The sequence below is a fragment of the Flavobacterium sp. NPDC079362 genome (genome assembly GCF_050267765.1).
In the GTDB taxonomy this organism is placed as follows: Bacteria; Bacteroidota; Bacteroidia; order Flavobacteriales; family Flavobacteriaceae; genus Flavobacterium; species Flavobacterium azizsancarii.
This window is the reverse complement of sequence record NZ_JBNNFM010000002.1, coordinates 338,767-364,791: the sequence shown is the minus strand read 5'-3', so window position 1 is coordinate 364,791 and position 26,025 is coordinate 338,767. Positions and strand designations below refer to the sequence as shown.

Annotated in this window: 21 protein-coding genes; 10 read left to right on the top strand and 11 right to left on the bottom strand. The window is 39.1% G+C overall.

Features of this window, described 5'->3' with window-relative positions; genetic code table 11:
- Positions 1 to 189: 189 nt before the first annotated feature.
- Together ACQKCJ_RS03820 and ACQKCJ_RS03815 are read right to left on the bottom strand one after the other, a co-directional pair.
- Positions 190 to 1,482: a hypothetical protein gene (locus tag ACQKCJ_RS03820; RefSeq protein WP_230038403.1), complete on the bottom strand. Its 1,293-nt coding sequence runs from the start codon at positions 1,480 to 1,482 to the stop codon at positions 190 to 192.
- 264 nt (positions 1,483 to 1,746) lie between these two features.
- On the bottom strand, positions 1,747 to 2,109 hold the full coding sequence (locus ACQKCJ_RS03815) for a hypothetical protein (RefSeq protein WP_230038405.1): 363 nt from the start codon (positions 2,107 to 2,109) through the stop codon (positions 1,747 to 1,749).
- 410 nt (positions 2,110 to 2,519) lie between these two features.
- Here ACQKCJ_RS03815 and ACQKCJ_RS03810 point away from each other — a divergent pair, with 410 nt between their 5' ends.
- The 4 genes from ACQKCJ_RS03810 to ACQKCJ_RS03795 all read left to right on the top strand — a co-directional run bounded on the left by ACQKCJ_RS03810 (position 2,520) and on the right by ACQKCJ_RS03795 (position 8,814).
- Entirely contained in the window at positions 2,520 to 2,909 is a 390-nt protein-coding gene (locus ACQKCJ_RS03810; RefSeq protein ID WP_230038407.1) for a hypothetical protein, read from the top strand.
- A 162-nt stretch (positions 2,910 to 3,071) separates the two neighbouring features.
- Complete coding sequence (locus ACQKCJ_RS03805; protein ID WP_230038409.1) at positions 3,072 to 4,157, top strand: efflux RND transporter periplasmic adaptor subunit; 1,086 nt, start codon at positions 3,072 to 3,074, stop codon at positions 4,155 to 4,157.
- A gap of 24 nt (positions 4,158 to 4,181) precedes the next feature.
- Positions 4,182 to 7,388, top strand: a complete 3,207-nt coding sequence (locus tag ACQKCJ_RS03800) for an efflux RND transporter permease subunit (protein WP_230038410.1) — start codon at positions 4,182 to 4,184, stop codon at positions 7,386 to 7,388.
- Entirely contained in the window at positions 7,378 to 8,814 is a 1,437-nt protein-coding gene (locus ACQKCJ_RS03795; RefSeq protein WP_230038413.1) for a TolC family protein, read from the top strand. The genes ACQKCJ_RS03800 and ACQKCJ_RS03795 overlap by 11 nt, the downstream gene beginning before the upstream one ends.
- A gap of 156 nt (positions 8,815 to 8,970) precedes the next feature.
- On the opposite strand, the gene ACQKCJ_RS03790 is transcribed toward ACQKCJ_RS03795, so the two are convergent.
- The 3 genes from ACQKCJ_RS03790 to ACQKCJ_RS03780 all read right to left on the bottom strand — a co-directional run bounded on the left by ACQKCJ_RS03790 (position 8,971) and on the right by ACQKCJ_RS03780 (position 13,467).
- Positions 8,971 to 10,476 carry a PAS domain-containing sensor histidine kinase gene (locus tag ACQKCJ_RS03790; protein ID WP_230038415.1) on the bottom strand — a complete coding sequence of 502 codons (1,506 nt, stop codon included), beginning with the start codon at positions 10,474 to 10,476 and terminating at the stop codon, positions 8,971 to 8,973.
- A gap of 610 nt (positions 10,477 to 11,086) precedes the next feature.
- Positions 11,087 to 11,455, bottom strand: coding sequence for a hypothetical protein (locus tag ACQKCJ_RS03785; protein ID WP_230038417.1), 369 nt, complete (start codon positions 11,453 to 11,455; stop codon positions 11,087 to 11,089).
- Between the two features lie 227 nt (positions 11,456 to 11,682).
- Positions 11,683 to 13,467 (bottom strand): chloride channel protein, encoded by a 1,785-nt coding sequence (locus ACQKCJ_RS03780; RefSeq protein WP_230038419.1) that lies wholly within the window; start codon positions 13,465 to 13,467, stop codon positions 11,683 to 11,685.
- A gap of 276 nt (positions 13,468 to 13,743) precedes the next feature.
- Between ACQKCJ_RS03780 and ACQKCJ_RS03775 the strand changes: the two genes are divergently transcribed.
- Complete coding sequence (locus tag ACQKCJ_RS03775) at positions 13,744 to 14,340, top strand: murein L,D-transpeptidase catalytic domain-containing protein (RefSeq protein ID WP_230038421.1); 597 nt, start codon at positions 13,744 to 13,746, stop codon at positions 14,338 to 14,340.
- Positions 14,341 to 14,578: 238 nt separating this feature from the next.
- Positions 14,579 to 15,760, top strand: a complete 1,182-nt coding sequence (nhaA, locus tag ACQKCJ_RS03770) for a Na+/H+ antiporter NhaA (RefSeq protein ID WP_230038423.1) — start codon at positions 14,579 to 14,581, stop codon at positions 15,758 to 15,760.
- Between the two features lie 13 nt (positions 15,761 to 15,773).
- On the opposite strand, the gene ACQKCJ_RS03765 is transcribed toward nhaA, so the two are convergent.
- Positions 15,774 to 17,084: a DUF389 domain-containing protein gene (locus ACQKCJ_RS03765; protein WP_230038425.1), complete on the bottom strand. Its 1,311-nt coding sequence runs from the start codon at positions 17,082 to 17,084 to the stop codon at positions 15,774 to 15,776.
- A 244-nt stretch (positions 17,085 to 17,328) separates the two neighbouring features.
- Here ACQKCJ_RS03765 and ACQKCJ_RS03760 point away from each other — a divergent pair, with 244 nt between their 5' ends.
- Positions 17,329 to 19,509 carry an HAD-IIB family hydrolase gene (locus tag ACQKCJ_RS03760; RefSeq protein ID WP_230038427.1) on the top strand — a complete coding sequence of 727 codons (2,181 nt, stop codon included), beginning with the start codon at positions 17,329 to 17,331 and terminating at the stop codon, positions 19,507 to 19,509.
- A 434-nt stretch (positions 19,510 to 19,943) separates the two neighbouring features.
- Here the strand turns inward: ACQKCJ_RS03760 and ACQKCJ_RS03755 are convergent, their stop codons facing one another.
- Entirely contained in the window at positions 19,944 to 20,324 is a 381-nt protein-coding gene (locus ACQKCJ_RS03755; protein WP_230038429.1) for a DUF1573 domain-containing protein, read from the bottom strand.
- Positions 20,325 to 20,519: 195 nt separating this feature from the next.
- On the opposite strand from ACQKCJ_RS03755, the gene ACQKCJ_RS03750 reads away from it, so the two are divergent.
- Positions 20,520 to 21,020 (top strand): hypothetical protein, encoded by a 501-nt coding sequence (locus ACQKCJ_RS03750; RefSeq protein WP_230038431.1) that lies wholly within the window; start codon positions 20,520 to 20,522, stop codon positions 21,018 to 21,020.
- 164 nt (positions 21,021 to 21,184) lie between these two features.
- Here the strand turns inward: ACQKCJ_RS03750 and ACQKCJ_RS03745 are convergent, their stop codons facing one another.
- Complete coding sequence (locus ACQKCJ_RS03745) at positions 21,185 to 21,643, bottom strand: sensor of ECF-type sigma factor (RefSeq protein ID WP_230038434.1); 459 nt, start codon at positions 21,641 to 21,643, stop codon at positions 21,185 to 21,187.
- Between the two features lie 832 nt (positions 21,644 to 22,475).
- Positions 22,476 to 23,198: a 3'-5' exonuclease gene (locus ACQKCJ_RS03740; RefSeq protein ID WP_230038436.1), complete on the bottom strand. Its 723-nt coding sequence runs from the start codon at positions 23,196 to 23,198 to the stop codon at positions 22,476 to 22,478.
- Between the two features lie 666 nt (positions 23,199 to 23,864).
- Between ACQKCJ_RS03740 and ACQKCJ_RS03735 the strand changes: the two genes are divergently transcribed.
- A complete protein-coding gene (locus ACQKCJ_RS03735; RefSeq protein WP_230038438.1) occupies positions 23,865 to 24,317 on the top strand; it encodes a response regulator in 453 nt (150 codons plus the stop codon).
- A 32-nt stretch (positions 24,318 to 24,349) separates the two neighbouring features.
- On the opposite strand, the gene ACQKCJ_RS03730 is transcribed toward ACQKCJ_RS03735, so the two are convergent.
- Positions 24,350 to 24,568 carry a hypothetical protein gene (locus tag ACQKCJ_RS03730; RefSeq protein ID WP_230038440.1) on the bottom strand — a complete coding sequence of 73 codons (219 nt, stop codon included), beginning with the start codon at positions 24,566 to 24,568 and terminating at the stop codon, positions 24,350 to 24,352.
- Between the two features lie 24 nt (positions 24,569 to 24,592).
- Here ACQKCJ_RS03730 and ACQKCJ_RS03725 point away from each other — a divergent pair, with 24 nt between their 5' ends.
- A complete protein-coding gene (locus tag ACQKCJ_RS03725; RefSeq protein ID WP_230038442.1) occupies positions 24,593 to 24,766 on the top strand; it encodes a hypothetical protein in 174 nt (57 codons plus the stop codon).
- A gap of 55 nt (positions 24,767 to 24,821) precedes the next feature.
- Here ACQKCJ_RS03725 and ACQKCJ_RS03720 read toward each other — a convergent pair whose 3' ends face one another.
- Positions 24,822 to 25,046 carry a hypothetical protein gene (locus ACQKCJ_RS03720; protein ID WP_230038444.1) on the bottom strand — a complete coding sequence of 75 codons (225 nt, stop codon included), beginning with the start codon at positions 25,044 to 25,046 and terminating at the stop codon, positions 24,822 to 24,824.
- Between the last annotated feature and the right edge of the window lie 979 nt (positions 25,047 to 26,025).

The following is a 26,025-nucleotide window of genomic DNA, read 5'->3' as shown; positions in this document are numbered from 1 at the left end:
TGAATTAATTTTAGCCTACAGAATATAAATGTTTTATTTTATATCCTACAGGCTAAAACCTCCTGTATCATTTTATTGCCATACCGCATAACCGGATTAACTTAAAGATATTTTTATTAAAATACCTCTAGTTTAAACTCCAATATTGTTGTCAATATGCGGCATGTGGATTAGATATGGCAATTGAAATTATCTATTGCCGCTTGAGGCGGTAATTTTTCCTAATTGCAATCTGAAATCCGGTCTTTTTGGGTCAAATATGTCAACAAATGTTTCTTTATTGTCCGTTTTGGAATAAACATTAAAAAACAAACTGTTGCCATACCAGTGTTCTAATTCTTCCTTGTTCCTGTTGCCCTCTGTGAGGATATTTGCCGTACAGAGATTAAAAAACATTTCCTCCAATTTAATCCTTTTGAGATTATCGGCATTAATGTCTGTTTTACTGTCCAGTAAAACAGCGGGATTAAATCCGGAAATTACACTGCGCTTCATTTCAAGAGTTGCATTCTCAGCAACATACAGGGCTTCTTTGACAAGACCTGACTGAATATCGGCATTGATATTTTCACTGTCATTGAGCATTGTTATATTGGCTGCCGAAACAAAAGTCTGTTTTTTGGTAAAATCCGTTTCATTTTTATTTTCGTATGATTTTACCTCCAGACAGCGTGAGCCGTCCCTGTTGCTTGACAGATAAGAAGATCTTACAGCCAGCGAATTATACAATCGGCATTGGACACCCTGAGTGAATTTATAGTCGTCGTTAATTGACTTATAGGATACAAATTTAGTAGCATTTACGTCACCGCCATAGAAGGCAAATGAGTTACCGCCGCAATAACTGACCATTATATTCTCCAGAATGGTCTGGCTCCCGACACCTGCGATTGTCAAACCGTTGAATGTATCGGCACCCTTAATATTTTTGCCGGCAAATTCGATTCTCACATATCTTAAAATTCCGGAATTCGATAAAGTATTATCCCCCCCATATGTTGTTAGTGCGGGATCAAGATCTAAGTTATACGAACCAATATTTCCAAATTTATTGATAGGGGCATCTCCAAGAAGTACAATCCCTCCCCAGTCTCCTGCTTTTTTCATGCTGCGGTTGGAAGTAAACACAATAGGGTCGGTTTCCAGACCGTCTGCAACAAGCTGCGCGCCTTTTGTAACAACCAGGGTTCCTTTTGTCTGGAAATCACCGATAATTAAAGTCCCGGGTTCGATTGTTAGCACCGCATTATTAGTGACATACACGTTTCCCTGTAGCACATAAACATTCCTTTTGAGCAGTTTGGTATTGACAGAAATGTTTCCTGCCAAAATTTGGTTGGCCTCTCCGTAGTCTGCTTTATGAGGCTTAAATTCCGACCAGTTGGAAAGCCAGTTCGAGTAGCCAATGATTCCTTTCTCCTGTTGTGCACTCATACTTGTAACTGTCAAAAGAACACAGATGATTTGAGTAATTTTTTTCATGATAAGGCTTGTTTTATTTGTTTTAATGCTTTGGATTTATCTTGCGTATTGTAAAAATTACAAATTTGGATATTCAGTTTTTGAAATTATTAAAAGTTATGCTGCAAGTCTTTGTAAAAAGATATTTGGCATTATTATTAATAACAGGCGGGGCAATTTGGTGCAGTTCTCTAAAATGATTTTATAAGGTTATTTGCCTTGTCAAAATCATCAAAGAAGATAACGTTAAAAAAACTGAATTTTAAAAATAGGAAATACCAGATGTTAGAAAAGCTGGTAGAGATGCAGATAAGTATAGCGCTGAATTTGATAAACCGATGCAATGCCATATATCAGCCGATTTTTGAAGATCTTAAAATCAACTAATTTGATCAGGTACGGCGTTTTAAAAGTGATGCTCTCTGAAGACGTAGCACGATTTTTTATTTTCTTTTTTATTATAAAATGAATATCCAGGTCTTTAGTATGCGCCAAAGCGGATGCTGAATTAATCTGAATTCCAGAAGTTATAAAGGTATTGAGAGATTTGAAATTTTCAAGCGCACCGTTGTGTTTGCTGCATTCTGCTCTGCTTACAAGGGAAAGCATTAGTAGAAAGATAACACTTATGAACTTAAATTGTTTCATTGGGGATTATAGGCAAAAAAAATATTTTGAATTGAGGCTATATGCTGTTTTACAAAGATAGTTATTTTGAAAAATTTATTATTCTAAAATTAAAAAAAAAATGGCAAAAAATAAATAGGCTTATAAAAAATAGCTGTTTCAATATTTTTTGAGCACTGGCAATTCACTTAAATAAACAAAAAAATGACATACTAATTAAAGCAGGCTCAACATCTTTTCTCCATTTTATTTACAACTTTCAAGTCCGATTGCAAAGATACTGAGAACGTTTTTATCAAATTTTTATTTTAAGAATCAAAAATAACGATATTTTAAAATTATGGCACTAAGGAAATGCAAAATAGCATTTCTTGGAATTTTTGAATTTTAATGATTGCTTTTATCATACTGTTTACTAAATTTGTCACGGTATGAAAAAATGGTTTACAAAATTTTTGCTTTTATTTATCATTCTGCTCGGCGGACAAGGTAATGTCAACGCGCAGAGCAGCCAGCTTTCTCATCATCAGCTAAATTTGATAATCCCTGTCATAAATTCAGTTCCCGGGCACTGTTTGGACAGGGGGCGTTTTTTTGAAACATTTAAAAGAAAAGCCTGTCTTCTTGACAATGAAGAAACAGAAGAAAATTTCGCAGGCATCCAAAAACAGCTTGTAAAAAGCACTTATTTTTTAAATTTTTTAGGCAGTAATAAATTAACCGAGTATACGGTTGCCTTTACTAAAAAGGTAAATTACCGCAAAATTTTCAATTTATTTTCCAATAAGGTATATGTCCTTTTTCAGGTTTTCAGAATTTGATTTTTAATCTGTAAGTATTCCCAATTACTTATAATATATTGTTTTTTATCCTTTGTTGCGCAGTGTTTACTGCTGTAATAAACGGGTAAGGATTTCCTTGGTCTTCCCTGAAGACTTTTTTAAAACAAAAAAAATCATTTCGGTTTAAACCTTAAAATTATTATGAACAGAATCCTCATGCTTCTAAGCGTGGCGGCTATACTATTGAATACTGCCTGCAACTCTAAAAAAGAAGAAACAAAAGAAGAAAAAACCAAATTTTTGGTTACCAATCCAATAGAAAGAGATACGACCATTACCAAAGAATATGTCTCTCAGATTCATTCCATCCAGCATATTGAACTAAGGGCCCAGGAACGCGGATATTTGCAGAAGATCTATGTTGATGAAGGACAGGCGGTCAAGAAAGGACAGCTGCTTTTTAAAATTATGCCGACCCTTTACGAGGCAGAATTAAAGAAATCGAAAGCAGAAGCGAGTTTTGCGGAGATAGAATATAAAAATACCAAAAGATTAGCCGATGCAAATGTGGTTGCCCCGGGCGAGCTGGCTATGGCAAAAGCAAAATTGGAGAAAGCCAATGCCGAAATGTCCCTGAGCCAGGTCCATTTACAGTTTACTGAAATCAGGGCACCATTTGATGGTATCATCGATAAGTTTCATGTCCGCCCGGGAAGTCTGGTTGATGAAGGGGAGCTTCTAACAGAACTGGCTGACAACAGCTCCATGTGGGTGTATTACAATGTTCCGGAGTCCGAATATCTGGATTATCAGACCCAGGCAGATAAAGGAAGTCCAATGCAGGTAAACCTTTTAATGGCCAATAACCAGAGATTTCCCTACCCTGGAAAAGTGGAAACCATTGAAGCGGATTTTGACAATGAGACTGGTAATATTCCATTCAGGGCTACTTTCCCTAATCCAAAAAGATTACTCAGACATGGAGAAACCGGAAGCATTGAGATGCCGATAGCATTAAAAAACGCAATGCTTATTCCACAGAAGGCTACATTTGAGGTACTGGATAAAAAATATGTTTATGTAATTGATAAAGATAACGCTGTAAAATCAAGAGAAGTTGTTGTCATGGCCGAGATGCCTCACTTATTTGTCATAAAAGAAGGTTTGTCCCTGGATGATAAGATTCTCCTGGAAGGTCTGCGTCTTGTAAAAGAGAACGACAAAATAGACTACAAATTAGTACAGCCAGAATCCGTATTGTCTCATTTAGAGCTGTATGCGGAGTAATTGAATCTTTAAAAATAAAAAAACATGTTTAATAAATTTATACACAGGCCCGTTTTTGCAATTATAATTTCCATTGTAATTGTCTTTATAGGTTCGCTGGCCATCAAACAGCTTCCTATATCACAGTTTCCCCAGATTGCGCCAACAACAGTAAACATTTTTATAGCCTATCCGGGAGCCAGTGCAGATGTACTGGTAAAATCAACATTGATTACCCTGGAGAATTCCCTTAATGGGGTACAGGGGGTTCGCTATATGGCCACTGATGCGACAAGCGCCGGGGAAGCAACGCTCAGGATCATATTCGAGCCGGGAACAGATCCCAATCAGGCTGTTATAAGGGTCAAAACCAGGGTAGACCAGGTAATGCCGCTGCTGCCTGAATTGGTCCAGCGTGAAGGTGTTGTGATTACGCCTATTCAGCCCAGCATGCTGATGTATGTCAATTTGTATTCGAAAAGCAAAAGTATGGATGAAAAATTCCTCTATAATTATGCTGACGTAAAAATGATACCAGAGATCTCAAGGGTAAAAGGGGTCGCAAGATCACAAATTTTAGGTAGCCGTAAATATGCCATGCGTGTCTGGCTGAATCCCGACAGGATGAGGGCTTATAAAATCTCTGTAGAAGAAGTCATGGAGGCTCTCCAGGAGCAGAGTATTATTGGACGTCCGGGACGATTAGGGCAAAGTTCGGGTATTTCAGCACAGTCTTTAGAGTATGTTTTAACCTATAAAGGGAGATATAATGAACCTAAACAGTATGAAAATATTGTTATACGTGCCAATGCAGAGGGACAGAGTATTCATTTAAAGGATATAGCAAAAGTGGAGCTTGGCAGTGAATTTTTTGATATATATTCCAATTTAGACGGGCACCCTTCTGCGGCAATTGTACTGAAACAAAACTACGGCAGTAATGCAAGTGATGTAATCAATGATGTAAAAGCAAAATTGGAGGAAATGAAAGCTAGTTTTCCCCCGGGGATGGATTATAAAATCAGCTATGATGTATCAAGCTTCCTTGATGCTTCGATCGATCAGGTAATGCATACACTTCGGGATGCATTTATTTTGGTTGCTTTGGTCGTATTTGTCTTTTTAGGAGACTGGCGTTCCACTCTGATTCCTATTATTGCTGTGCCGGTTTCTCTGGTGGGTGCCTTTTTTGTTATTCAGCTCTTTGGAATGTCGATAAACCTGGTTACCTTATTCTCATTGGTATTAGCTATTGGTATTGTGGTCGATAACGCTATTGTGGTTGTAGAGGCCGTCCACGCCAAGTTTGAGGAATTTCCTCATATTACCCCTTATCATGCGGTAAAATTGGTGCTTGGAGAAATTGGTGGTGCTGTTATAGCCATTACTGCCGTTATGGTAGCGGTGTTTATTCCTATTGCCTTTATGACCGGACCGGTAGGTACTTTCTACAGACAGTTTTCGGTAACTATGTCAAGTTCTATTATTATTTCGGCTCTAGTAGCACTTACACTTACGCCGGTTTTATGTGCTATTTTATTGAAAAACAATCACGGGAAACCAAAGAAAGGAAATGTATTGACCAAAGCCTTGGATGGTTTTAACAGATGGTTTGACCGTCTGACTGGCCGATATGTAGCGGTTTTAAAATCTATTGTAAGCAGGAGATGGCTGACTTTTTTCATTCTAATTGGATTCTGTGGAGCTATATTTGTTGAGAACCAGGTGCTGCCTTCAGGATTTATTCCAAGTGAAGATCAGGGAACTATTTATGGAATTATTCAGACACCACCGGGATCAACTCTGGAAACCACCAATGAAGTGGCGCACAGGCTTCAGAAAATCTGTGAAGATGTAGAAGGAGTGGAGTCAGTTTCGTCTTTGGCAGGCTATGAAATTATGACCGAAGGAAGGGGATCCAATGCCGGAACCTGCCTGATTAATTTGAAATCATGGTCAGACAGAAAGCATACCGTAAAGGAAATTATGCAGGAATTGGAGGAAAAATCCAGGGGCCTTGGGGCAGTGGTTGAATTTTTTGAACCGCCGGCGATTCCGGGTTTTGGTTCTTCGGGAGGTTTCTCCATGCGTCTGCTCGATAAAACAACAGGCACCAATTATCAGGAGTTTGACAAAATCAATAAAAATTTTATGGCAGAGCTTGGAAAACGTAAAGAACTCTCTGGATTATTTACGTTTTTTGCCGCCAATTATCCGCAATACGAACTCGAATTTAATAATGACCTGGCCATGCAGAAAGGCGTTTCCATCGGAAAAGCAATGGAGAACCTAAACATTATGATAGGCAGTACTTATGAGCAGGGATTCATAAAGTTTGGACGTTTTTTCAAGGTATATGTGCAGTCGGATCCAAAGTTCAGAAGGCTTCCCTCGGATGTTTTAAATCTTTTCGTAAAGAACGACCACGGAGAAATGGTTCCGTACTCTGCCTTTATGAAACTTAAAAAAACGCAGGGTCCCAATGAAGTTACCCGCTATAATATGTATAATTCTGCGGCAATCCAGGGACAGCCGGCCAGGGGATATACGACCGCTGATGCGATCAAGGCCGTCCGGGAAGTATCGGCCAAAACGCTTCCAAAAGGATATGACATTGCCTGGGAAGGGCTCTCGTATGACGAGGCCGCAAGGGGAAATGAATCACTGTATATCTTTCTGGTAGTGCTGGCTTTTGTTTATTTTGTGCTGGCGGCGCAATACGAGAGCTTTATTATTCCCTTATCTGTGATTTTGTCCATACCGATCGGGCTTTTGGGCTCTTTTGTAATACTGCAGATGATGGGCTTGCAGAATGATATTTACGCCCAGATCGGACTTATTATGCTGGTGGGATTACTGGGGAAAAATGCAGTGCTTATCGTTGAATTTGCGGTGCTCAAACATCAGCAGGGCGCTACAATTTTAGAAGCGGCTATTGAAGGGGCCAGGGTGCGTTTCAGGCCTATTTTAATGACTTCCTTTGCTTTTATTGCCGGACTGATCCCTTTGATTTTTGCTTCGGGGGCAGGTGCTATCGGTAACCGTACCATTGGGGGATCTGCTCTTGGAGGAATGCTTTTTGGAACCATTTTCGGGGTAATCATAGTTCCGGGACTGTACTATATTTTTGGTTCATTGGCCCAGGGAAGAAAATTAATTAAAGGAGAAGAAGAAAGTTCATTGTCAGATGATTTTATGCATCACGTACATGATTTTTCAGCAAACGATCAAACGCTTGAAAATGAAGAATAATAAAAAAATAAAATACGCAGGTTTATCCTGCGTATTGATGTGCGTAGTTGGATGTAAAACTCCTTCTGTTGTACAAAAAGACGAAAATAAGACCGTTCCTGCGGTTTATGCAAATGCTTCTGCAGATACCGCCAATACAGGAAAAGTACAATGGAGAAGTTATTTTAAAGATGAGAATTTAAAAAATCTTATAGAGATTGCATTACAGAACAATCAGGAGCTGAACATTACTTTGCAGGAAATACAGGTTGCCCGAAGTGAAGTCAGGGCAAGAAAAGGGGAATATCTGCCTTTTCTGGGATTTAATGCAGGAGCCAGCCTTGATAAATCAGGCCGCTATACCAGTACGGGTTCCGGTGAGGCAACTACTGAAATCAGGCCTGGTAAAGAAACGCCTGATCCTCTGCCTAATTACGGATTTGGACTCTCGGCATCCTGGGAAATTGATATCTGGAACAAACTTCATAATGCCAAAAAAGCAGCTTTGAACCGTTACCTGGCGTCGGTAGAAGGGAAAAACTTTGTGGTTACTAACCTGATAGCTGAAATTGCAAACTCTTACTATGAACTGTTGGCCCTGGACAATCAATTGAAAATAGTGAATCAAAATATTGATATCCAGTCCAACGCCTTAAAAATTGTAAAAATACAAAAAGAAGCCGCCAGGGTCAATGAGCTTGCTGTGCGCCGTTTTGAGGCGCAGGTCTTCAATACGCAGAGCCTGCAGTTTGAGATACAGCAGGACATATATGAAACGGAAAATAAAATCAATTTCCTTTTAGGGCGTTTCCCCCAGACAATAGCCAGGGACGATAATAGTTTTAATACCATGATTCCCCCTGCTGTTCAAGCCGGCGTTCCCGCCCAATTACTGGAAAACCGTCCTGACATTAAAAAGGCCGAGATGGATCTGATAGCTGCCAGACTAGACATAAAAGCAGCCAAAGCAAAGTTTTACCCTTCTTTGGGAATTTCCGCAGGTATTGGGTACGAGGCTTTCAATACAAAATATTTATTAACCTCTCCGGAGTCTTTAATGTATTCTTTGGCTGGAGATCTGCTAGCTCCCTTAATAAACAGGAATGCGATCAAGGCCAGTTATATGACTGCCAATGCCAAGCAGATTCAGGCTGTTTATAATTACGAGCGTACTTTGGTAAATGCATATATCGAGGTGGCCAACCAGCTCTCTAAAATTAAAAACACGGCACAGAGCTATGATCTGAAATCCAAACAGGTGCAGGCACTCAATGAATCCATAAAGATTTCCAGTGATTTATTTAGTTCTGCAAGGGCGGATTATATCGAAGTGCTTCTTACGCAAAAAGATGCATTGGAATCTAAATTCGAACTTATCGAGACCAAAAAACAGCAGATGAATGCTTTTGTCAATATTTACAGGGCATTGGGTGGCGGATGGAATTAATTGTTTTTCTTTTTATTATTAGTAGTAGGAAAAGGCTGCCTTATGGCAGCCTTTCTTATAGGGAGCATCATGATCGAACTAGCGTTATAGAGGTTATTAAGAAGATATTGTTTATCTATGGTATACAGCTGCAATGTATGATTATATATGAATACTTCATACGATATTGGATTGCTTTAAAGGTAGTGTTACTGTAAATTCTGCCCCATTATCTTTTTCTCCCCCCGCAGTTATAATGCCATGGTGCCTTTCTGCTATTTTTCTGCACAGTGCAAGGCCAAGCCCGTTTCCTTCATACTGGTCTTTGGAATTCAATCTTTCAAAGGCGCCAAATATCCTCTCGGCGAAAACAGGATCAAGCCCGATTCCATTATCTTTGATTTTGACCTCAACAGCCTGCTGTCCATCAATAGCGACCAAAGTGCAGGTGATGACAACCCTTGGAGGCTGATCTGCCTTGGAGAATTTCAGTGCATTTTGCAGCAGGTTATAAAATAGCTGGGTGATCAGAATTGGAGCTCCTTCTATTTCAGGGAGATCACATGCATTGAATATGGCCCCTTTTTCTTTTATGATCAATTCTAGGTCTGTCCGGATGTGTTCAATAACCTCATTAAGGTCAATTTTTTCAATTGGCTGTTTGGTTTTGTTGATGGTGGAATAGGCAAGGATGCCCTCTATGATATTATTCATTCTAACGGCAGACTGGTCTATTTTGCTGATGTATTTTTTGCAGTTCTCATTAAAAACGCTGTCTTTTTCATTTTTTAAAAGGGTATTGAAAATTTTAATTTTTCGTACCGGCTCCCTCAGGTCATGGCTTACGACATTGGCAAAATGAAGCAGATCATCATTGGAGCGTTTTAGTTCCTCGGTACTGGAGGCAACCTGCCTTTTCAGTTCATCCTCAAATTCCCGCTGTTCGTTAATGTCCTGAATGATGCCAATGATGGTAATTGGCTTTTTGTTTTTGTCCTTGATAATCTTGCCGGTAATTTTAGCCCATTTAACAGATTGGTCAAGGTTTATGATCCTGGTTTCATACGATATTTTTTCTGTAATTTCCGCTTCCTGCAGCGCTTTTTCCCGAACTGCTAAATCCTCAGGATGCAGTCTGGCAATCAGTTCCTCATCCGATATATCCTTATCAATGGACCAAATTGAATTAAATTTTCCGCAGGTCTTGATTTCCCTTGAGGCAAGGTCGATTTCATAAGTGCCCATATCTGAAGCTTCAATTGCCATGCGCAGTCTTTCGTCCGAATTTTGTATCTGCTGTTGGGCCAGATGTAAATCGGTTATGTCTGTACCGGTGTTCATAACTGCGTAAATAGTCCCGTCCGGATCCATCAGAGGTATAAAACTATAATTAAAGTAATGGGTTTTTGTTACTCCCTCTATAACCAGGTCCACTTCTTTATTGAGTGCATGAAAGGGAATTCCAGTTTGAAGAACATTTTTGGCCTGCTGGAAAAATTCATATTTTTTCACCTCAGGAAGTACATCGAGATAATTTTTCCCGATTACCTGATCGCCTTTGCCCCATGTTTTAATCATCGCGGTATTGGCTAGTTCAATTTTAAGCTGATCTCCTAAGTACACTGCAATGGGAAGGGGGGCACTTTCCACTATATCATTTAAAAGCTTCATATTACGGTACATAGTGATTGGATTTAGTTGTGTTGCTAAGCTATTGGTTTTTAAGGGGGTGTATTTATACTAATTTGCTAAAGGGTTTCATAATTGGAATGCCTGCAGAGCGCTTGCAAATGTGCATATTAAGATGACGGTTCAGCACTAAATTACATAAAATTACTTTATTTGTTTATGGTTTTCTTTAAAAAGTTAAACAAAAAATAGTGGATTGAAAAAATACTATATCTTTCAAAATTTATGGTTTCGAGTCTGCATGCTTAGAAATGAAAATACTTAGTGTGGGATTATCAGCAATAAGGCTCTCTGAGCTGCCGATCATCTGCATAATAAATCCCGGCATATTTTTGCCGGATATTATTTGGCTCATAAGCAATTTAAATTCCATCCGCAGAGCCGGGATATAAATGTGATTTTGGGCCTTGGTTCAGGTTTGCGGTTTGTTAAAAAAATATTTTAATCTTCAGGGACCAGAAATAATTCTGCATGGTTTTATAACCTGCTGAAGGCGGCCCGGTAATTAAAAATCTTGCAGGGCACTGCCATGTTTTATGAACTGCCGATATCCGTTTCAGTGCATGGTTCTCATTTAAAGAAAAACGGCAGAGAAATCAAAGAGCTAGAAAAGCTGGTATAGGTGAAGGTAAGTACAGCGTTTGATCTGATAAATTGTAGTTATGCCGTAAAGCAGACTGCTTTCATAAATTATAAAACGCAGAAGATTTAAATAGTAAGGGGTTATAAAGATGCTGCTTTCAGCGGCAGTAGCGCGGGCCCTTACCTTATTTTTTATTTTATAATGAATATCCCGCTTTTTCCAGAGATATGCATCATAGAAAACGGCCTGTGCATTTTTGGATGCACAATAAGGAATACTCTGCACCATTTTATCAACTGCTTGTGCAGCTGAATATTTATAAGTTCCTGCATTGGAAGTGAGAGAAAAAAGAACCAATAAAGTACCAAGTAAGATCTTAAAGTGTTTCATCTGCTTATATAATGTATTCTTTCTAATACCGGTTTGCAAGGCTGGTGCTGGGCAGTGGATCAAATATAGCAAATAGAGCGTCAAATAACAAGGCTTATGTTATGAAAGCCAATTTTTTAGTACCGTCAGAGAATTTATTTTAAGTTAATTTTTTAATAAGAGGTATCTGACTGTATATTAAAAATGTCAAGCAAGCGCTTTGGAAAATTAGATTAAATTGCTCTTAATTATTCAAATATCATAGATTTTAGTCTGTTACGATAAGATTCCAAAACATCAGATTTGGTAATAAAACCATAATACTTTCCATTTTTCAGTACCGGCAGGAATACCTTGTTGCTTTTTTCAAATTTATTCATCACAGTTTCCATACTGTCAAATAAGTGAACAGTCTGCACGGGCTGTACCATTATGTCTTTTACCTGTGTATTTTTGATTTTGGCGCTGTCAAAAATTATTTCCCTGATCTCATTAAAGTACACTATGCCTTGAAGCTCGTTATCTTCACTTACCACCCCGAAAATGACCTGATCGGAATGGGCCAGAAGATCCGAAACCTTTTCCAGGTCCTGATCAGTATCCACTGTGAGATAATCTGTTTTTACAAGATCTTCAATATTCAGGGTGCATAAAATATTGGTATCCTTGTTGCTGGTAAATACATTCCCTTTTCTGGCCAGGTTCTTCACATCCAGAGAATGTTTTTCAAAACGTTTTGAAATGGCAAAACTCACAGAGGCTACTATCATAAGGGGTATCATAAGGTCATAGCCCCCTGTAATTTCAGCAATAAGGAAAATAGCGGTAAGGGGCGCATGAAACAGGCCGCTGAGGATTCCGGCCATGCCCACAAGGGTAAAGTTGCTCACAGGCAGATCCGTAAATCCGGTAAGGTTTAAAAATTTTGAAAAGAAATAGCCCGCATAAGAGCCAAGAAAAAGCGAAGGGGCAAAGTTGCCGCCATTCCCGCCGCTGCCCAAAGTAATTCCCGAGGCAAAAGCTTTAAGAAACATAGAAAAACCCACGAATGCCAATAAGATCCAGCTGTTATTGCTGTAGGCGGCAAAGAGTGTATTTTCCAAAAGTTTTCCCGGATCCTTGTCGGCAAGTGTTTTGATACTTTCATATCCTTCGCCAAAAAGCGTAGGGAAAATAAAGATCATAAGGCCCAGGATTGAGGCTCCAATTAAAGCTTTTCTGTAGGCTCCAACTTTTAAATGGGCAAAAAAGTGTTCTGTTTTTAAAAACTTTCTGGCATAAAAAACCGCTATGAAACCTGTAAAAATCCCCATTAAAACGTAAAAAGGGATATTGTGGTAATCAAAGGTCTGCTTGCCTCTGAATATCAATAGTATATTTTCATTTAAAACCACAGTAGATACCAGTGCCCCTGTAGCGGCCGCAATCATAATAGGGGTAAAGGCTGAGATTGTCACATCCACCAGCAGTACTTCAATGGCAAAAAGAACACCGGCTATAGGGGCATTAAAAGCAGCTGCAATACCGGCCGCAACTCCGCAGCCTATAAGTAAGGTGCGCTCCTGGTAAGTCAGTTTAAACTGCTGGGCAAAATTGGAGCCAAAGGCGGCGCCGGTAATCACAATAGGACTTTCCAGTCCGGCCGATCCTCCAAGCCCCACTGTAAGGGAGCTTGTAATGATCTGTGCATACATTTGTTTTTTAGGGATGATGCTTGCTTTTCTGGCAACAATAAATAATATTTGAGAAGTTCCTTTTTCCAGTGTGCCGCCCAGTACCCTTTTGACTACCAAGACAGTCAGTAAAATACCAATCACAGGGAGGATGCTGTTAATAAAACTCAATTTTAATGTAGCATTAATGAAGGTTGCAAAGGAGTATACCCAATGCGCAAAAGCCTTTAAAAAAATTACGGCAAAAGCTGAAACAATGCCGATCAGTACACTGGAAAGAAAGATAAATTGTTTTCTGGACAGCTTTTCCTGTCCTCTTACTAAAAATTGTTTAGCGTATAAGAGATATAATTTGAACATTTTTTTATTATAAGGGTAGAAATACAAAGGTAGTTCTAAAGAAGCCTTCTCAGAGAATAAAGTGCCAGCGAAATTGTAATTTTTATTTTAAAGCAAGATTTACCCGCTGCCATATATCCCATTTTTTAACAATTGACATGCCCTTTTTTTTAACATATAGGCTATTTTTATAATTTTAACACATCGCACATGTGAATTATATAAAAAAAATAATAATTTTGAAATACAGTAATTAATAAATTTTTAAGATTTTTTAACAATTAATTATAGCTAGGAATGAGAGCATTTTACTTAGCATTGTTATTCAGCTTTGGATCTTTCACAACAATAAATTATTCTAAAAAGTTGTCCCTTTCTGATTTTGAACTCGAAAGAATAAGCACCCATGTAAATGATGTACGGTCAATAACCGGTCTTGATCCTAAATACAATACCAAAATTGCATTTTTGGTTGATATGAAAATAAAATCGGGAAAAAACCGTTTTTTTGTTTATGATCTGCAAAATAATACGATTCTGGATCAGGGGCTGGTAGCCCATGGCAGCGGTTCGGAAACAGCAGTACGCGGAGACCTCAAATTCAGCAATGAACCCAATTCCAACTGTACTTCCCTTGGCAGGTATGCTGTAGAGAAAGCCTATAGAGGAATATTCGGCAAAGCGTACAAGCTTGTCGGACTGGACCAGACCAACAGCAATGCTTTTAAAAGAGCAATTGTCCTTCACCATTATTCAGCCGTACCTTATGAGGAGCAGGATTACTATATTTCAAATAGTCATGGATGCCCGATGGTCAATGAAGCCTTTTTTAAAAGACTGGAAAAAATTATCGAAAGCTCTAAGACTAAAATTATCCTTGATGTTTATTACTAAAATATTTTGATTATTTTCCCTTCTCAATAGTCTGGCGAACTGTGGAACGTATTAAATTTAAGGCAGATAAAAAACAATAAGCCGCAGCGGTTCTGATTAAGAATGATGTCACTGCCGGTAATCAAGACGGCTTTTACTGGATTTGAGAATTAAATCTAACTGCCCACAGCGTACAGTTCTTTGAGTTATTTCTGCTGATCTTCTTGGCTTTTTAGGCTGTAATGCCTATTTTTGTGAAATGGCAAAACTGATCAATCTTAAAATTTTCGCGCATTTTTTTCAATCCTCCTCATCTGGAGGCATATTACTTTTAATATGTGTCTTTGTATCGCTTTTAATAGCCAATACATCCCTGGGGACATCTTTTAATGATTTTCTTGCCTATCCGCTGGGATATGAAACACCTGCTGTGCATCTTAAATATCCCATATTGTTGTGGATCAATGACGGGCTGATGGCTGTTTTCTTTCTGCTGGTGGGCCTGGAAATAAAAAGGGAAGTCATAGAGGGCGAACTCTCGTCTATTCGTCAGGCAGCCCTGCCTGTACTGGCAGCCCTAGGAGGAGTTGCTGTCCCGGCAGTGATTTACTTTCTTTTTAACGGACATAGCCCTGAAACGGCAAAAGGCTGGGGTATTCCTATGGCTACCGATATTGCCTTTGCACTTGGGATTCTCTCGCTGTTAGGCAGTAAAGTCCCGTCGGGCCTTAAAATATTTCTTGCCGCACTGGCTATTGTCGATGATCTGATAGCCATTCTGGTTATTGCGATATTTTATTCTTCCGAACTTCATTTTCTCTATCTGGGTTATGCCGGAGCGATATTTGTTTTGCTTATGGTCTTTAACCGCATGGGGGTTAAGAATTTACTGTTTTATCTGCTGCCGGGCGCCGTTATGTGGTATTTTATCCATCATTCAGGAATCCACGCCACCATAGCCGGAGTGCTGGTGGCAATGACCCTGCCAACCAATGAAGAGGATGCTGATTCACCCCTGGAAAAACTCGAGCATGCCCTTACAAGGCCGGTAAATTTTATCATTATGCCTATTTTTGCCCTGGCCAATACCAATATTGCCTTTGAATCCGAAATGCTTAATGGGCTTTCGGGAAATCTCGCCTTGGGGATAATTCTGGGTCTTTTCCTTGGAAAACCGATAGGTATTTTTTTAATGTCGTGGTTCTCGGTAAAGATCAGGGCTGCAGACCTGCCCGCTGAAACCACATGGACTCATGTGCTTGGCCTGGGGCTTCTGGGAGGAATCGGCTTTACGATGTCTATATTTATAGCTTTATTGTCTTTTTCGGATCAGGCCTATCAGAATGAGGCCAAATTTGCCATCTTAGTTGCTTCGATACTTGCCGGTGTATCGGGCTTTCTGCTTTTGAGCCTTTATAATAAAAAACAGCGCAAGAAATAATTTTATATTGTTTTTACTGTCTCTTGAAAAGCGCCGCATCTTTTACCAGAAGGCGCTCATTGAGCCATTTTCTGAGCTTTTCGTTCTCCTCTGAGGTGAGGCTCTTTGGGGCGTCGTAGATAACAGCGGTGATTGTTGCGGTGCTGTCTTTATAATTTATAAGAGTGCTCTTTGCAATGGAAAGCGAACGGACATTGGGAAATAAAGTCCTTATTTCTTTTAAAATCTGCCTGCTGTCAAATTTGTTTTTTGCCAGCTCTTTCTCCAGCTGCACGATTTTCACGTCTTTCACGTTCATCTCATTCTCGCTGCTCTTGATCTGATTGAGGATATCGCCTTTTATGTCGTTAAAACGATCAGTGCTGTCCTGCCTGATATGAAGCTTGGTGCCCATTAGGTATTTATTGCCGTTGAGCTTGTTTTTAAGGTCTTTTATTTCTTCAGGGGAAAAACGCTTGGACAAAAAAGCAAGCTCGAGTTTTTTATTCTGAGCGTTAAAATCGGTTTTTTTGTACACAACGGTATATCCTTTAGTGCTGAACTGATCATCAATAAAAAGATTCACGTTCTTTTTAAACTGCTGTTCCCTGTATAGGGAATAGGCGAGGTAGCTGCTGGGGGCCAGCATGGCAGTGATTAAAAAAGCAATAGTATATTTTACCCGTTTCTGGTGCTTTTCATCCACCTGTTTAACAGCAGGGTAATTCAGGTACTTGATGATTAAAAAAGTGGCAATTCCGATAAAAACACAGTTGATGCAGTACAGGTAAAAGGCCCCAAGGAAAAAGGCCCATTGCGCAGTGGCAATTCCATACCCGGCCGTACATAAGGGCGGCATTAAGGCCGTTGCGATAGCCACACCGGGAATAGGGTTGCCTTTTTCTGAGCGGGTAACGGCGATTACCCCTACAACACCTCCGAAAAATGCAATAAGGATATCATAAATATTGGGCGCGGTTCTGGCCAGCAGTTCAGACTGTACATCCTTGAAAGGGCTCAGGTAAAAATACAGGGTGGAGACCACCAGACTCACCACAGTGGCATTGAGCAGGTTGCGAAGCGATTTTTTAAGCAGTGAAAAATCATAAATTCCAAGGGCAAAACCAGCCCCTACAATAGGCCCCATAAGGGGCGATATGAGCATCGCGCCAATAATGACAGCCGTCGAGTTTACATTAAGCCCTACAGAAGCCACAATAATGGCGCAGGCCAGTATCCAAAGATTGGCACCTTTGAAAGATATGTTTTTCTTTACGGTTTCCAGTGTCTTTTCCCTGTCGTCTTCTCCTTCTTTAAGATTTAGAATATCTTTAATGTTTTTCATGTTTTTTTTAATTAACGTATTAATATTACCAAGGGCCTGTCTTTATTAAAGATAAAATTTATTTTAATACTATGGGTGGATTTCAATAAAGTTTTAGGTTTTGCGGAACAATTAATTTTTTTTCTCCTTTAGTGTTAAAATGGCCTGCCACTGCAGTATTTGAAGCCCTTTATTGCTGTTTTTTTGGTTTTTGAGCCGAATTGCTTTATTTTTTTGTATATTAAAAATCTAATCAATAAAATAAATGATGACAAAATTACGAATTTCAATAATCAACATTCATGGCCTCTTAAAAGGTTCAGGTCTGGAGATTGGTAGAGATGCCGATAATGGAGGACAGACAAAATATGTATACGAGTTTGCTGAATTCTTATCCCGGCATCCCGGTGTAGAACACGTTGATTTATTTACAAGGCTCATTGATGATCCGGCTCTTTCCTCTGAATATGCAGTAGGGGTTGAAGCTGTAAATGAAAAATTAGATATAAGAAGAATTCCTTTTTTAGGAAAAAAATACAAACCCAAAGAACAGTTATGGGAAGGCCTGGACACTTTTGTGACCGGAGTGGTGCACCATATTAAATTTCATGATATTTTCCCCAATTGGATTCACTCGCATTACGGTGATGCCGGATATGCGGCCAGTGAATTATCGACCATTTTAAACATTCCATTTGCCCATACCGGACATTCCCTGGGTTTTTATAAAAGAAAAAAACTCTTTGAAAACGGCATTTCCCAGCAGGAGATGGAAAAGAAATTTAAGTTTGAAGCCCGGATTGCCGCTGAGGAAAAAACACTCGAATTATCAGAATTTATAATTACCTCCACCGAGCAGGAAATTGAAACCTATAAGCCTTATAAAAATTTTGGACTGGCCAAATACCATGCCATCTCCCCGGGAATCGACACGCGCAAATTTGTTCCTTACTACCATAAGGAACAGGATTCGGTAAAACACATGGAGGAAGAGCAAAGGAAATACTGGGTGGCTGAAAGCATTTCCAAGTTTTTAATTAACCCCCATAAGCCTTTTATACTGGCCCTTTCAAGACCTGACCGTCATAAAAACCTTCATACTTTGATTGAAGTTTACGGAAAAGACAAGGAACTGCAGAGTATGGCCAATCTGGTCATATTTGCCGGAATCCGAAAAGATATTGCAAGGATGCCCGAATCTGAAAAAGACGTACTGACTGATCTGCTTTTAGCGATGGACAAGTACGATTTGTATGGAAAAATGGCCATTCCCAAAAAGCACGATGTGGAGAACGAAGTTTCGATCATTTATCGTTATGCGGCCGAGAAAAGAGGGGTATTTGCGAATTTGACCCTGCATGAAAATTTTGGGCTGACCGTCATTGAATCGGCCAGTTCGGGTCTGCCGGTTGTGGTGACCAAAAACGGCGGCCCCTCGGAAATTATCCCGACCTGCCAGAACGGTATCTTGGTGGATCCCCTTGATGTGGGGCAGATCAAAAAAGCGCTCCGGACCATATTAACCGATGAGAACCAGTGGAAATATTATTCCAATAACGGGGCGATCAATATCCAGAAACACTACAGCTGGCTGAGCCATGTCAACCAGTATGTAGCCCTTATTGATGAGAATCTGTCACTTTCCTCCGGCGCGGGTATCAAAAAACAGCATTATCCCAACATTAATATTTCACGATTAAAAAGAAAGGTAGAGAACTTACTGGTTTCCGATATTGACGGAACCCTGATAGAGCCTAAGTTAAACAATCCGGGATTCAAAGAATTGAAAGCTCATTTGATCAATCGAACAGAGAAAATGGCTTTTGCCCTGGCAACAGGAAGAAACTTAAGGCTGGTAAAGAAGGTAATTGAAGAAGAGAAGTTTCCTGCGCCTGATTTTATTATCTGTTCTGTGGGAACCGAAATCTATTATACCAACGGAAAAGATTATATTTTAGACAAGGGATGGGCCACATTTTTGTCCGGGAGATGGAAGCGGGAAGAGGTAGAAAACCGCCTGAAGGCCATATCATGGATAAAACTTCAGGAAGAGGAAGCGCAGAACCCCTTTAAAATCTCTTATTATTATGACAAGGAAAAATACGATTATGACCAGCTGGTGGCTGCTTTGGGTAAAGGATGGTATAAAATCAACATTATTCCCAGTCACGGACAGTTTCTGGATTTTATTCCCAAGAGGGCCTCGAAGGGAAATGCCATTAAATTTTTATGCCGCAAATGGGCAATTCCCTTATCCAGGGTAATTGCAGCGGGCGATTCAGGCAACGATATTGATATGTTCAGGGGAGCCGTAAAAGGAATTATAGTGGGCAACCGAAGCATTGAACTGAATCACTACCAGACCACCAAAAGTATTTTTGTAGCAAAAAGCCCGGCTTCCGCAGGTATATTGGAAGGATTAAAACATTATAAAGTAATTAAGTAATATATGTATTCAGGTTCAGGTTTTAGCAGCCGGGAAATTGGTGATGGTGATGTTTTTATTGATGAAAACGGTTTAATCATTTGTTTCATTTGATAGTTTCATAAAAAAGGGCGTTAACATTGGGAAAACTGGGATAAATTGGGAAAGTTAACGGCGTTGCGGACTTCACGGCAGGGATTTAATTTAAAAATTATATCTTTGCAGGGAATGAAGCATTCTGGCATATTTTCCCTTTAGCCTTAAGGCGCATGAAGGATCGAATAAAGAAGGGATGTAGCATTTAAAGGTAATTATTAGATTAAAGAATAGTAAAACCCGGGCTCTTAGTTCCGGGTTTTTTTATTGCTTGGACCAGGGCTTCGGCAAAAGTGAGCCTGTTTTTTCGGCAGGCAAAACATAAACGCCTTTATACTATCATAACACAGGCAGGAAGTTTACAGGACCTCTCCCTTGATTTTCAGGCCAACCCTTCCACCGGGCTCATTTACGGCATTGCTTTCAACGATAATGGTCTTGCGTATCGGGCCGGTGGGCATATTTTTATACTTAATGCTGATCTTGCCTTTTTTGCCCGGCATAATGGCCATGACAGGTTTGGTGACCATGATGTAGCCTGCTGTGGATGCCGCCCCTGTAATTAGTAAGGGCGCGTCTCCTGTATTTTTAAATTCAAAAGTCCCTTCTGTGATATCTGCTTTTGAAATCTGGCCGTAATCTATCGTATTATCGGGAGCTGAAAACTCAATTTTAGGCCCCTTTTGGCAATAAGCCGCTGTACTTACTAATATTAGAAAAAAAAGTGTGATGTTTTTCATTTTGAAATATTTAAAGTTTTTCAAATATAGTTTTCTTTACTTAAAATCAAACTATTATTTGGTAAGTACGTGCCATTTTAGCGAACTTCATTGGTGCATATTGGCAATTTTCCGGCATATTATACGTTTTGTGTTATAACCTTTTTTGGTATCGCGCCTAATTTTGAGTATATTACAGGTCCAAAAAAAAGAGCTATGAAAAAATTGCCAGTAATAATACTTCTTGTATGGATGTGTATTTCATGTCAAAGAAAAAAAGAGTCAGGACTTGAGAATAGCAAAAATGCTGTAGTATTAAAAGATTCGGTATTCAGCAATGCCCAGTCCATCAGGGAGTGGGAATTATCGGTACAGGGGCTTTGGGACAGCGAAATGCTCTGCCGCAAAGCCAACTGCGGGCTGTATGTAATCGGGGATCGGAGAAATGAGCTCTGGGAGTTTGTAAAGGACTCCGTCAGGGTGTATGCCAATGGCCTGAACAGCAAAAAGCTGCTCAATGTATTCAGGGCAATACACAATGGGGATAAAATCATCCTGGAATCCAGTCCTGACAGCCTCTCGGAGAGTCGCCTGAAAATCAAAGTTGTTCTGGATGATATAACGGATAATGTTATTAAAGGCACCCAGACCATTACCACAGAGGAAAACTGTACTTCGGTATTTGATCTGGAGCTCACCAGGACAAAAAAAAGGTAAATTGTTTTAGTATTATGGCGCCCCTGAAAATTCATACTGCTTATCTCAGCCATACTATCGAGCACACAGGGTGTAACGCCCGATGCGGCTAAGAGAACCAGAAGCCCAAACAAGTAAACAAACTGCTTAAAGGGCTTCTATCGCTATTGTTTACTTTTTTTTGTTTACTTTTTACCGGCTTTATCACGATATTGTTTTAACAATTTTCGGTTAAAATCCTTTTCAGATTTTATGAGCCTTACTATTTTTTTCGCTGGGAGTACCTGGCGAAGGCTGCTGAGATAATTTTTTCTCAACAGATAGAGTGCCCTGTTGGTGTTTTCCATTTGTGATAAAAGTGCTCGGGCCTGTTTCTCTGAAGTAGAATTGATAGTATCATCGCTGAGTTTTTGCAGATAGGTTTCCATTTTTTCATGCCGCAGCTTATACTTTTTCTCTTCATATGCATGGTAAAGAGGCCAGAATTTCTCAGCCTCTGCCGAAGCAAGTTCAAGCTCTTCATTTAAAAAAGAAATTTTATAGGCTTTAATTTTTTCGAGTTTTTGGTTTGTTTTTTCATTTTGCGCATAAAACGGGAAACTGGTCAAAAATAGAAGTATCGGCAGTATGTTTTTGATTTTCATTTTTTATAGTTTTTGTTTTGAAATTAAATTTCCAATTTTCAATAAGGGCAGCTGCAGTTTAAATCTTTTGCTATAGGATTAGATAGGCTTTAAAGTAAAAGGTTTAATATAAGTGCTTCACGTATTGCTGTTATAAATACGATCAGGCGTACTGATGGCTTTGCAGTTTCTAAAGCAGGGGAGGTATGAAATGGTATTTAGTTTTTCGGGCTGCAGTTCTTGGCAGATAATTTTTTAAGACAGTTATTGTTTTTTAGGAGCTTTTCCCCCTATATGTCTCACCTCAGCGTTAGCGAACGGGCGAAGCAATCGGGGCTAGCGCTGCCGGGATCACTGTCTTTGTCTTGGAGAATTGCATATCCACACAAATTTGTTTTATTAAATTTCCGGTATATTCAATTTTTATTTATGACATTACGCAATGAATAGGTAAGTAATCACGGTGATTTTATAAAAAAAAACAGTAAATTTAACAATATTTTAAAAACAGGAACGATGATTAAATTTTGGTTAATTACAATTTCGATCTTTATTCTCTCAACCTATATACTGGCTAAAGTAACTTTAAAATCAAATAGGGAACAAACCGGTGAGAGGATTTGGCGCTATGGCAATGGAAGGTCTGTTTATTGGCGTTTACTTACTTTGTGCAGTATTGGAATAACTATGGCACTAATGTTTATTTTTTATTGGATCGGAATACCTATTGTGTAAAAACATTAAAGAGGCTGTTATTTCTGCTCCTGACTAACTAATTTTTCAAACACAAGACCATTTTTAAATTAAGCCGAAGTCGCGGCTTGATGGTAGCGCGCTTTGGCTGATGGTTGTCTTATTTTCTTTCGCTTTTTTGTTTTAATAATTGTCTAATTGACGTTAAATGTCCAAACAATACAATTGGAACTATAAAAGTTGGCAACCAACTAAATGGAAAATTCAAAATCGCTATGTTGGGTTGTTCAAAAGCAAATTTTTGTATTGGTGATGGTGCTGAAAATAAAGCATTCACAACAATATTTATTAAAAGTCCAAGACAAATAAAGTTCCAGGTCAGTATTGCATTTGGGTTAATTTTCATTTTAGTCAAACCAAAGTAAGCAATGACCGGAGCTGTTATTCCTGCTATAATGTCAAAGTTCCGGCCTTCAAAAGTCATAAGCTGCGGAATTGCTTTGTTGATAAAAAGCCAAAACAAAACTATTTCAACCGGTACCCTAACAATGTTTAAATAGGTCAAGTTTTTGAGAGGCAAACTGTCAATAAATTGTCTTCCTTTTAAAGTTGCAACCAATAGAATGATTGTCAAAATAGTTGGTAAGATCCCTATCAGCATTATTTTTGGCGGCAAGGAGTTTGTGTCAGTGTTATAAAAACTTTCTAAAGTCAAAACAGCTTGAATAATCAGCCAAATTGTAAGACCGATAGAAATTGGTGCTGCTTTTTTTCGGGTCAATTCAGAATTCGAGCTTCTAATAGCCCAAATGAAAAGTAGCAAAGTCCCAACTGATGTAAGCACAAAAGCCAGTGATATGTATGCAGGTAAATTCTCTATCATTTTTTCTGTTTGTTGAAATGAAGGCTAACTCATTTATACCAGCCATAAAACGGCACAAATACTAGTTTTTTTTAGCTGGCTTTGTGCAATTAGTAATTGCTTTTTTTTTAGCGAATATAATAATAATAAACTAAATTTCTTAGCTGCGCACCAATAGGTACCAAGGAGCTATTTTAATTGCCTTGGCTGCTGTTACTATAGCTGGAAACAGCTGATCTAGTTTGAGGCTGGATTGATCCAGTATCAGGAATTGCCGGGGAATCTGATTAGAATTGATCATCTGGTCAATTATATGTAGTATTATTTTTTAGGTTTAATTAGTTTTTAGGAGCTTTTCCCGCTATATGTTTCACCCCAGCGTTAGCGAACTGGCGAAGCAATCTTTTGTGCCGAAGCGCAATTTCCTGCAGGTATTCCTCGACATTTGACAGGTTCTTTGTTTTCTTTTTCAAGCTTCACCATAGCGCTGACCAGCTCCTTGATGTTTTCCAATCGGTCGTAAACTAAAATTCATATGTTTTTTCTTAAACTATTTTTTTAACTTTACGTAATCGTTAACCCTTGCACGGATATGCTTCGATGGTTTATCAACTTGAAAAAGCTAATTTATTTATATTAGCATTTGCATATTTTTAAATTTTTATCTTTACTTAAAAATACACTACTATGGCCTTGTCCCAACAAAATTTCCAGAGACATATTTATATAGCAGATGATGACCAGGATGACAGAATCTTCTTTACCGAGGCCATGCTGGAAGTTAATCCTGAGGTTGTTTTAAAAGAAGCACAGTATGGGGCGGAACTCATGGAGATCCTCCATACGCTGTCCGATCCGCTTCCCGATGTTATTTTTCTGGATTTGAACATGCCCAAAAAAAACGGCTTTGACTGCCTGGAAGAAATAAGAAAATTAAAAGGGGCCATAAGAGAGGTAAAGGTTATTATGTTTTCCACCAGCAGTGATCCCCTGGACATTGACAGGGCACTCGAGCTTGGGGCCAGTTTTTATGCAGTGAAGCCCAGCGGGTTTGATACCCTGAAAGCATTCCTGGCTGAGGTCCTACAAATGGACTGGCGCTGCTGCAATAAGGACAGTGGAAAATTTCGGTTAATTTAGCTGTTGTAAACCTTCCTTTCAATTTCATCAAATCAGCCGTTTATTTTGTCCTTATGGTACTGGGCAAGCCATTTTTCCATTTTCTCAAGCAGCTGGATTTCCTTCGGGTCGCCCGTGGGATCTGAAAGTCCTTTGATAGTGCGGCTGTAATTGAATTTCCCCTGCTCAAAGCGGCACGTAAATTTTGGCAGTTCATTGTGGGAAACCATCCAGCTGTCGGGGGCTATTTTTTTTATTTCAAACTTTTTCATATCTCATTCCCGTTCAAAGCTGCTATGACAGCTTTAAATCTACTGTCAAAAGGCAAAATTAGCGGTTTTATTTTTATTGCAGGGCGCTTTGATGTTAAGTTAGCGGCCGTACCAGAAATTGAATCGGCTGGTAGTGGGGACTGCCCGAGAAGCTACGCCTTAAAAACAATAAAAATTAATCCAAAAAAAGCCTCCTAAATGCAGTCATTTAGAAGGCTTTTCAATTTTGTAATAGGCGGTAAGAGGTATATCTTTATTCCTCATCATCCTCATCGGCCTGGGACTCATCAAGAGTCCTTCTGTCTGCATCGTCATGGTCCAGTTCGGTGGGCTGGTGGTCGGCAGATCTTTCATCATCATAGTGCTGGTTCACTCCCGGATCGGTGTGCTCCATGGTTTCTGAATGGATGGATTCTTCCCCCATGTGATACATGCTGTCTTGCTGAGAATACGTATCGTAGTTTTCTTGTGGTATCATAATGTTATAATTTAAATAGTTTGTAATTTCTTTAAAGCTCTTCTTCCTGTTTCGGACTTATTGCGGCTTAGTGGAAGAAGGTAGGGTAAAATTAAAAATTAGAGGATGGATTAAATTACAGCCTGGCTTTGTTTAATTATATTATTTTCAGTTGGTTATGAGATATCAGATTGTTTTTTAGGAGCTATTCCCGCTATTCGTTGCAATCTTTTGTGCCGAACACCGGCACAAAAGGATTTTCACTGCTATCGGGGCTAAGGATTGAATCCATTTTTATGTTTTGGTTTTAGTTTTTCAATACTAATTAATAAGCTACAAAATTATTTTTTTCTACTATATTGGTGCCTAGCTCCTTGATTGTCTGATAGCTATTTTATAAATGCAAATCATTATTCTGTAAAAAAAAATATTACTATCCTCTTTACATTTGATAAAGGACAATCAACAAAGGATACACAAGGGAAATGCTAACAAGCGCGGCAATGCCAGCAGACCTGCGAAGACACACTTCTTTAAAAAAACGATAGTAAAAATTTAATTAAAAAAAATAAAATGATGAATTCAGACAAACCGGAAAATTACGGTCAGGATGACAAGAATTTTTAAAACGCAGACACAGGTAAACAGGGACAACAAAAAACTACCTCCACAGGTCATACCTTTACAGAAAATGCCCAGCCCGATTATGGAAATGACCTGAGTACCGAAGAGATCAGCAGGGAATCCGGTCACCATGATAAGCAGGATAGCAAGATTCCAAATTCAGACGAGCAAAACAGTGATCCAAACGGTAATCCTTATGATTCAGAGAATCTTGACAATGAATCGGACAGTGAATCGAAAGATATAACCGAACAGGACATTGAAGAGGATCTTATAAATAATGATCCCTCTGAAGGTTTTGAAACTGAAATTGATGCTCCTCAGAGCAATGAGGCTGAAGGTGAGCCCTTTAAAACCATTGAACCAGACCAGGATA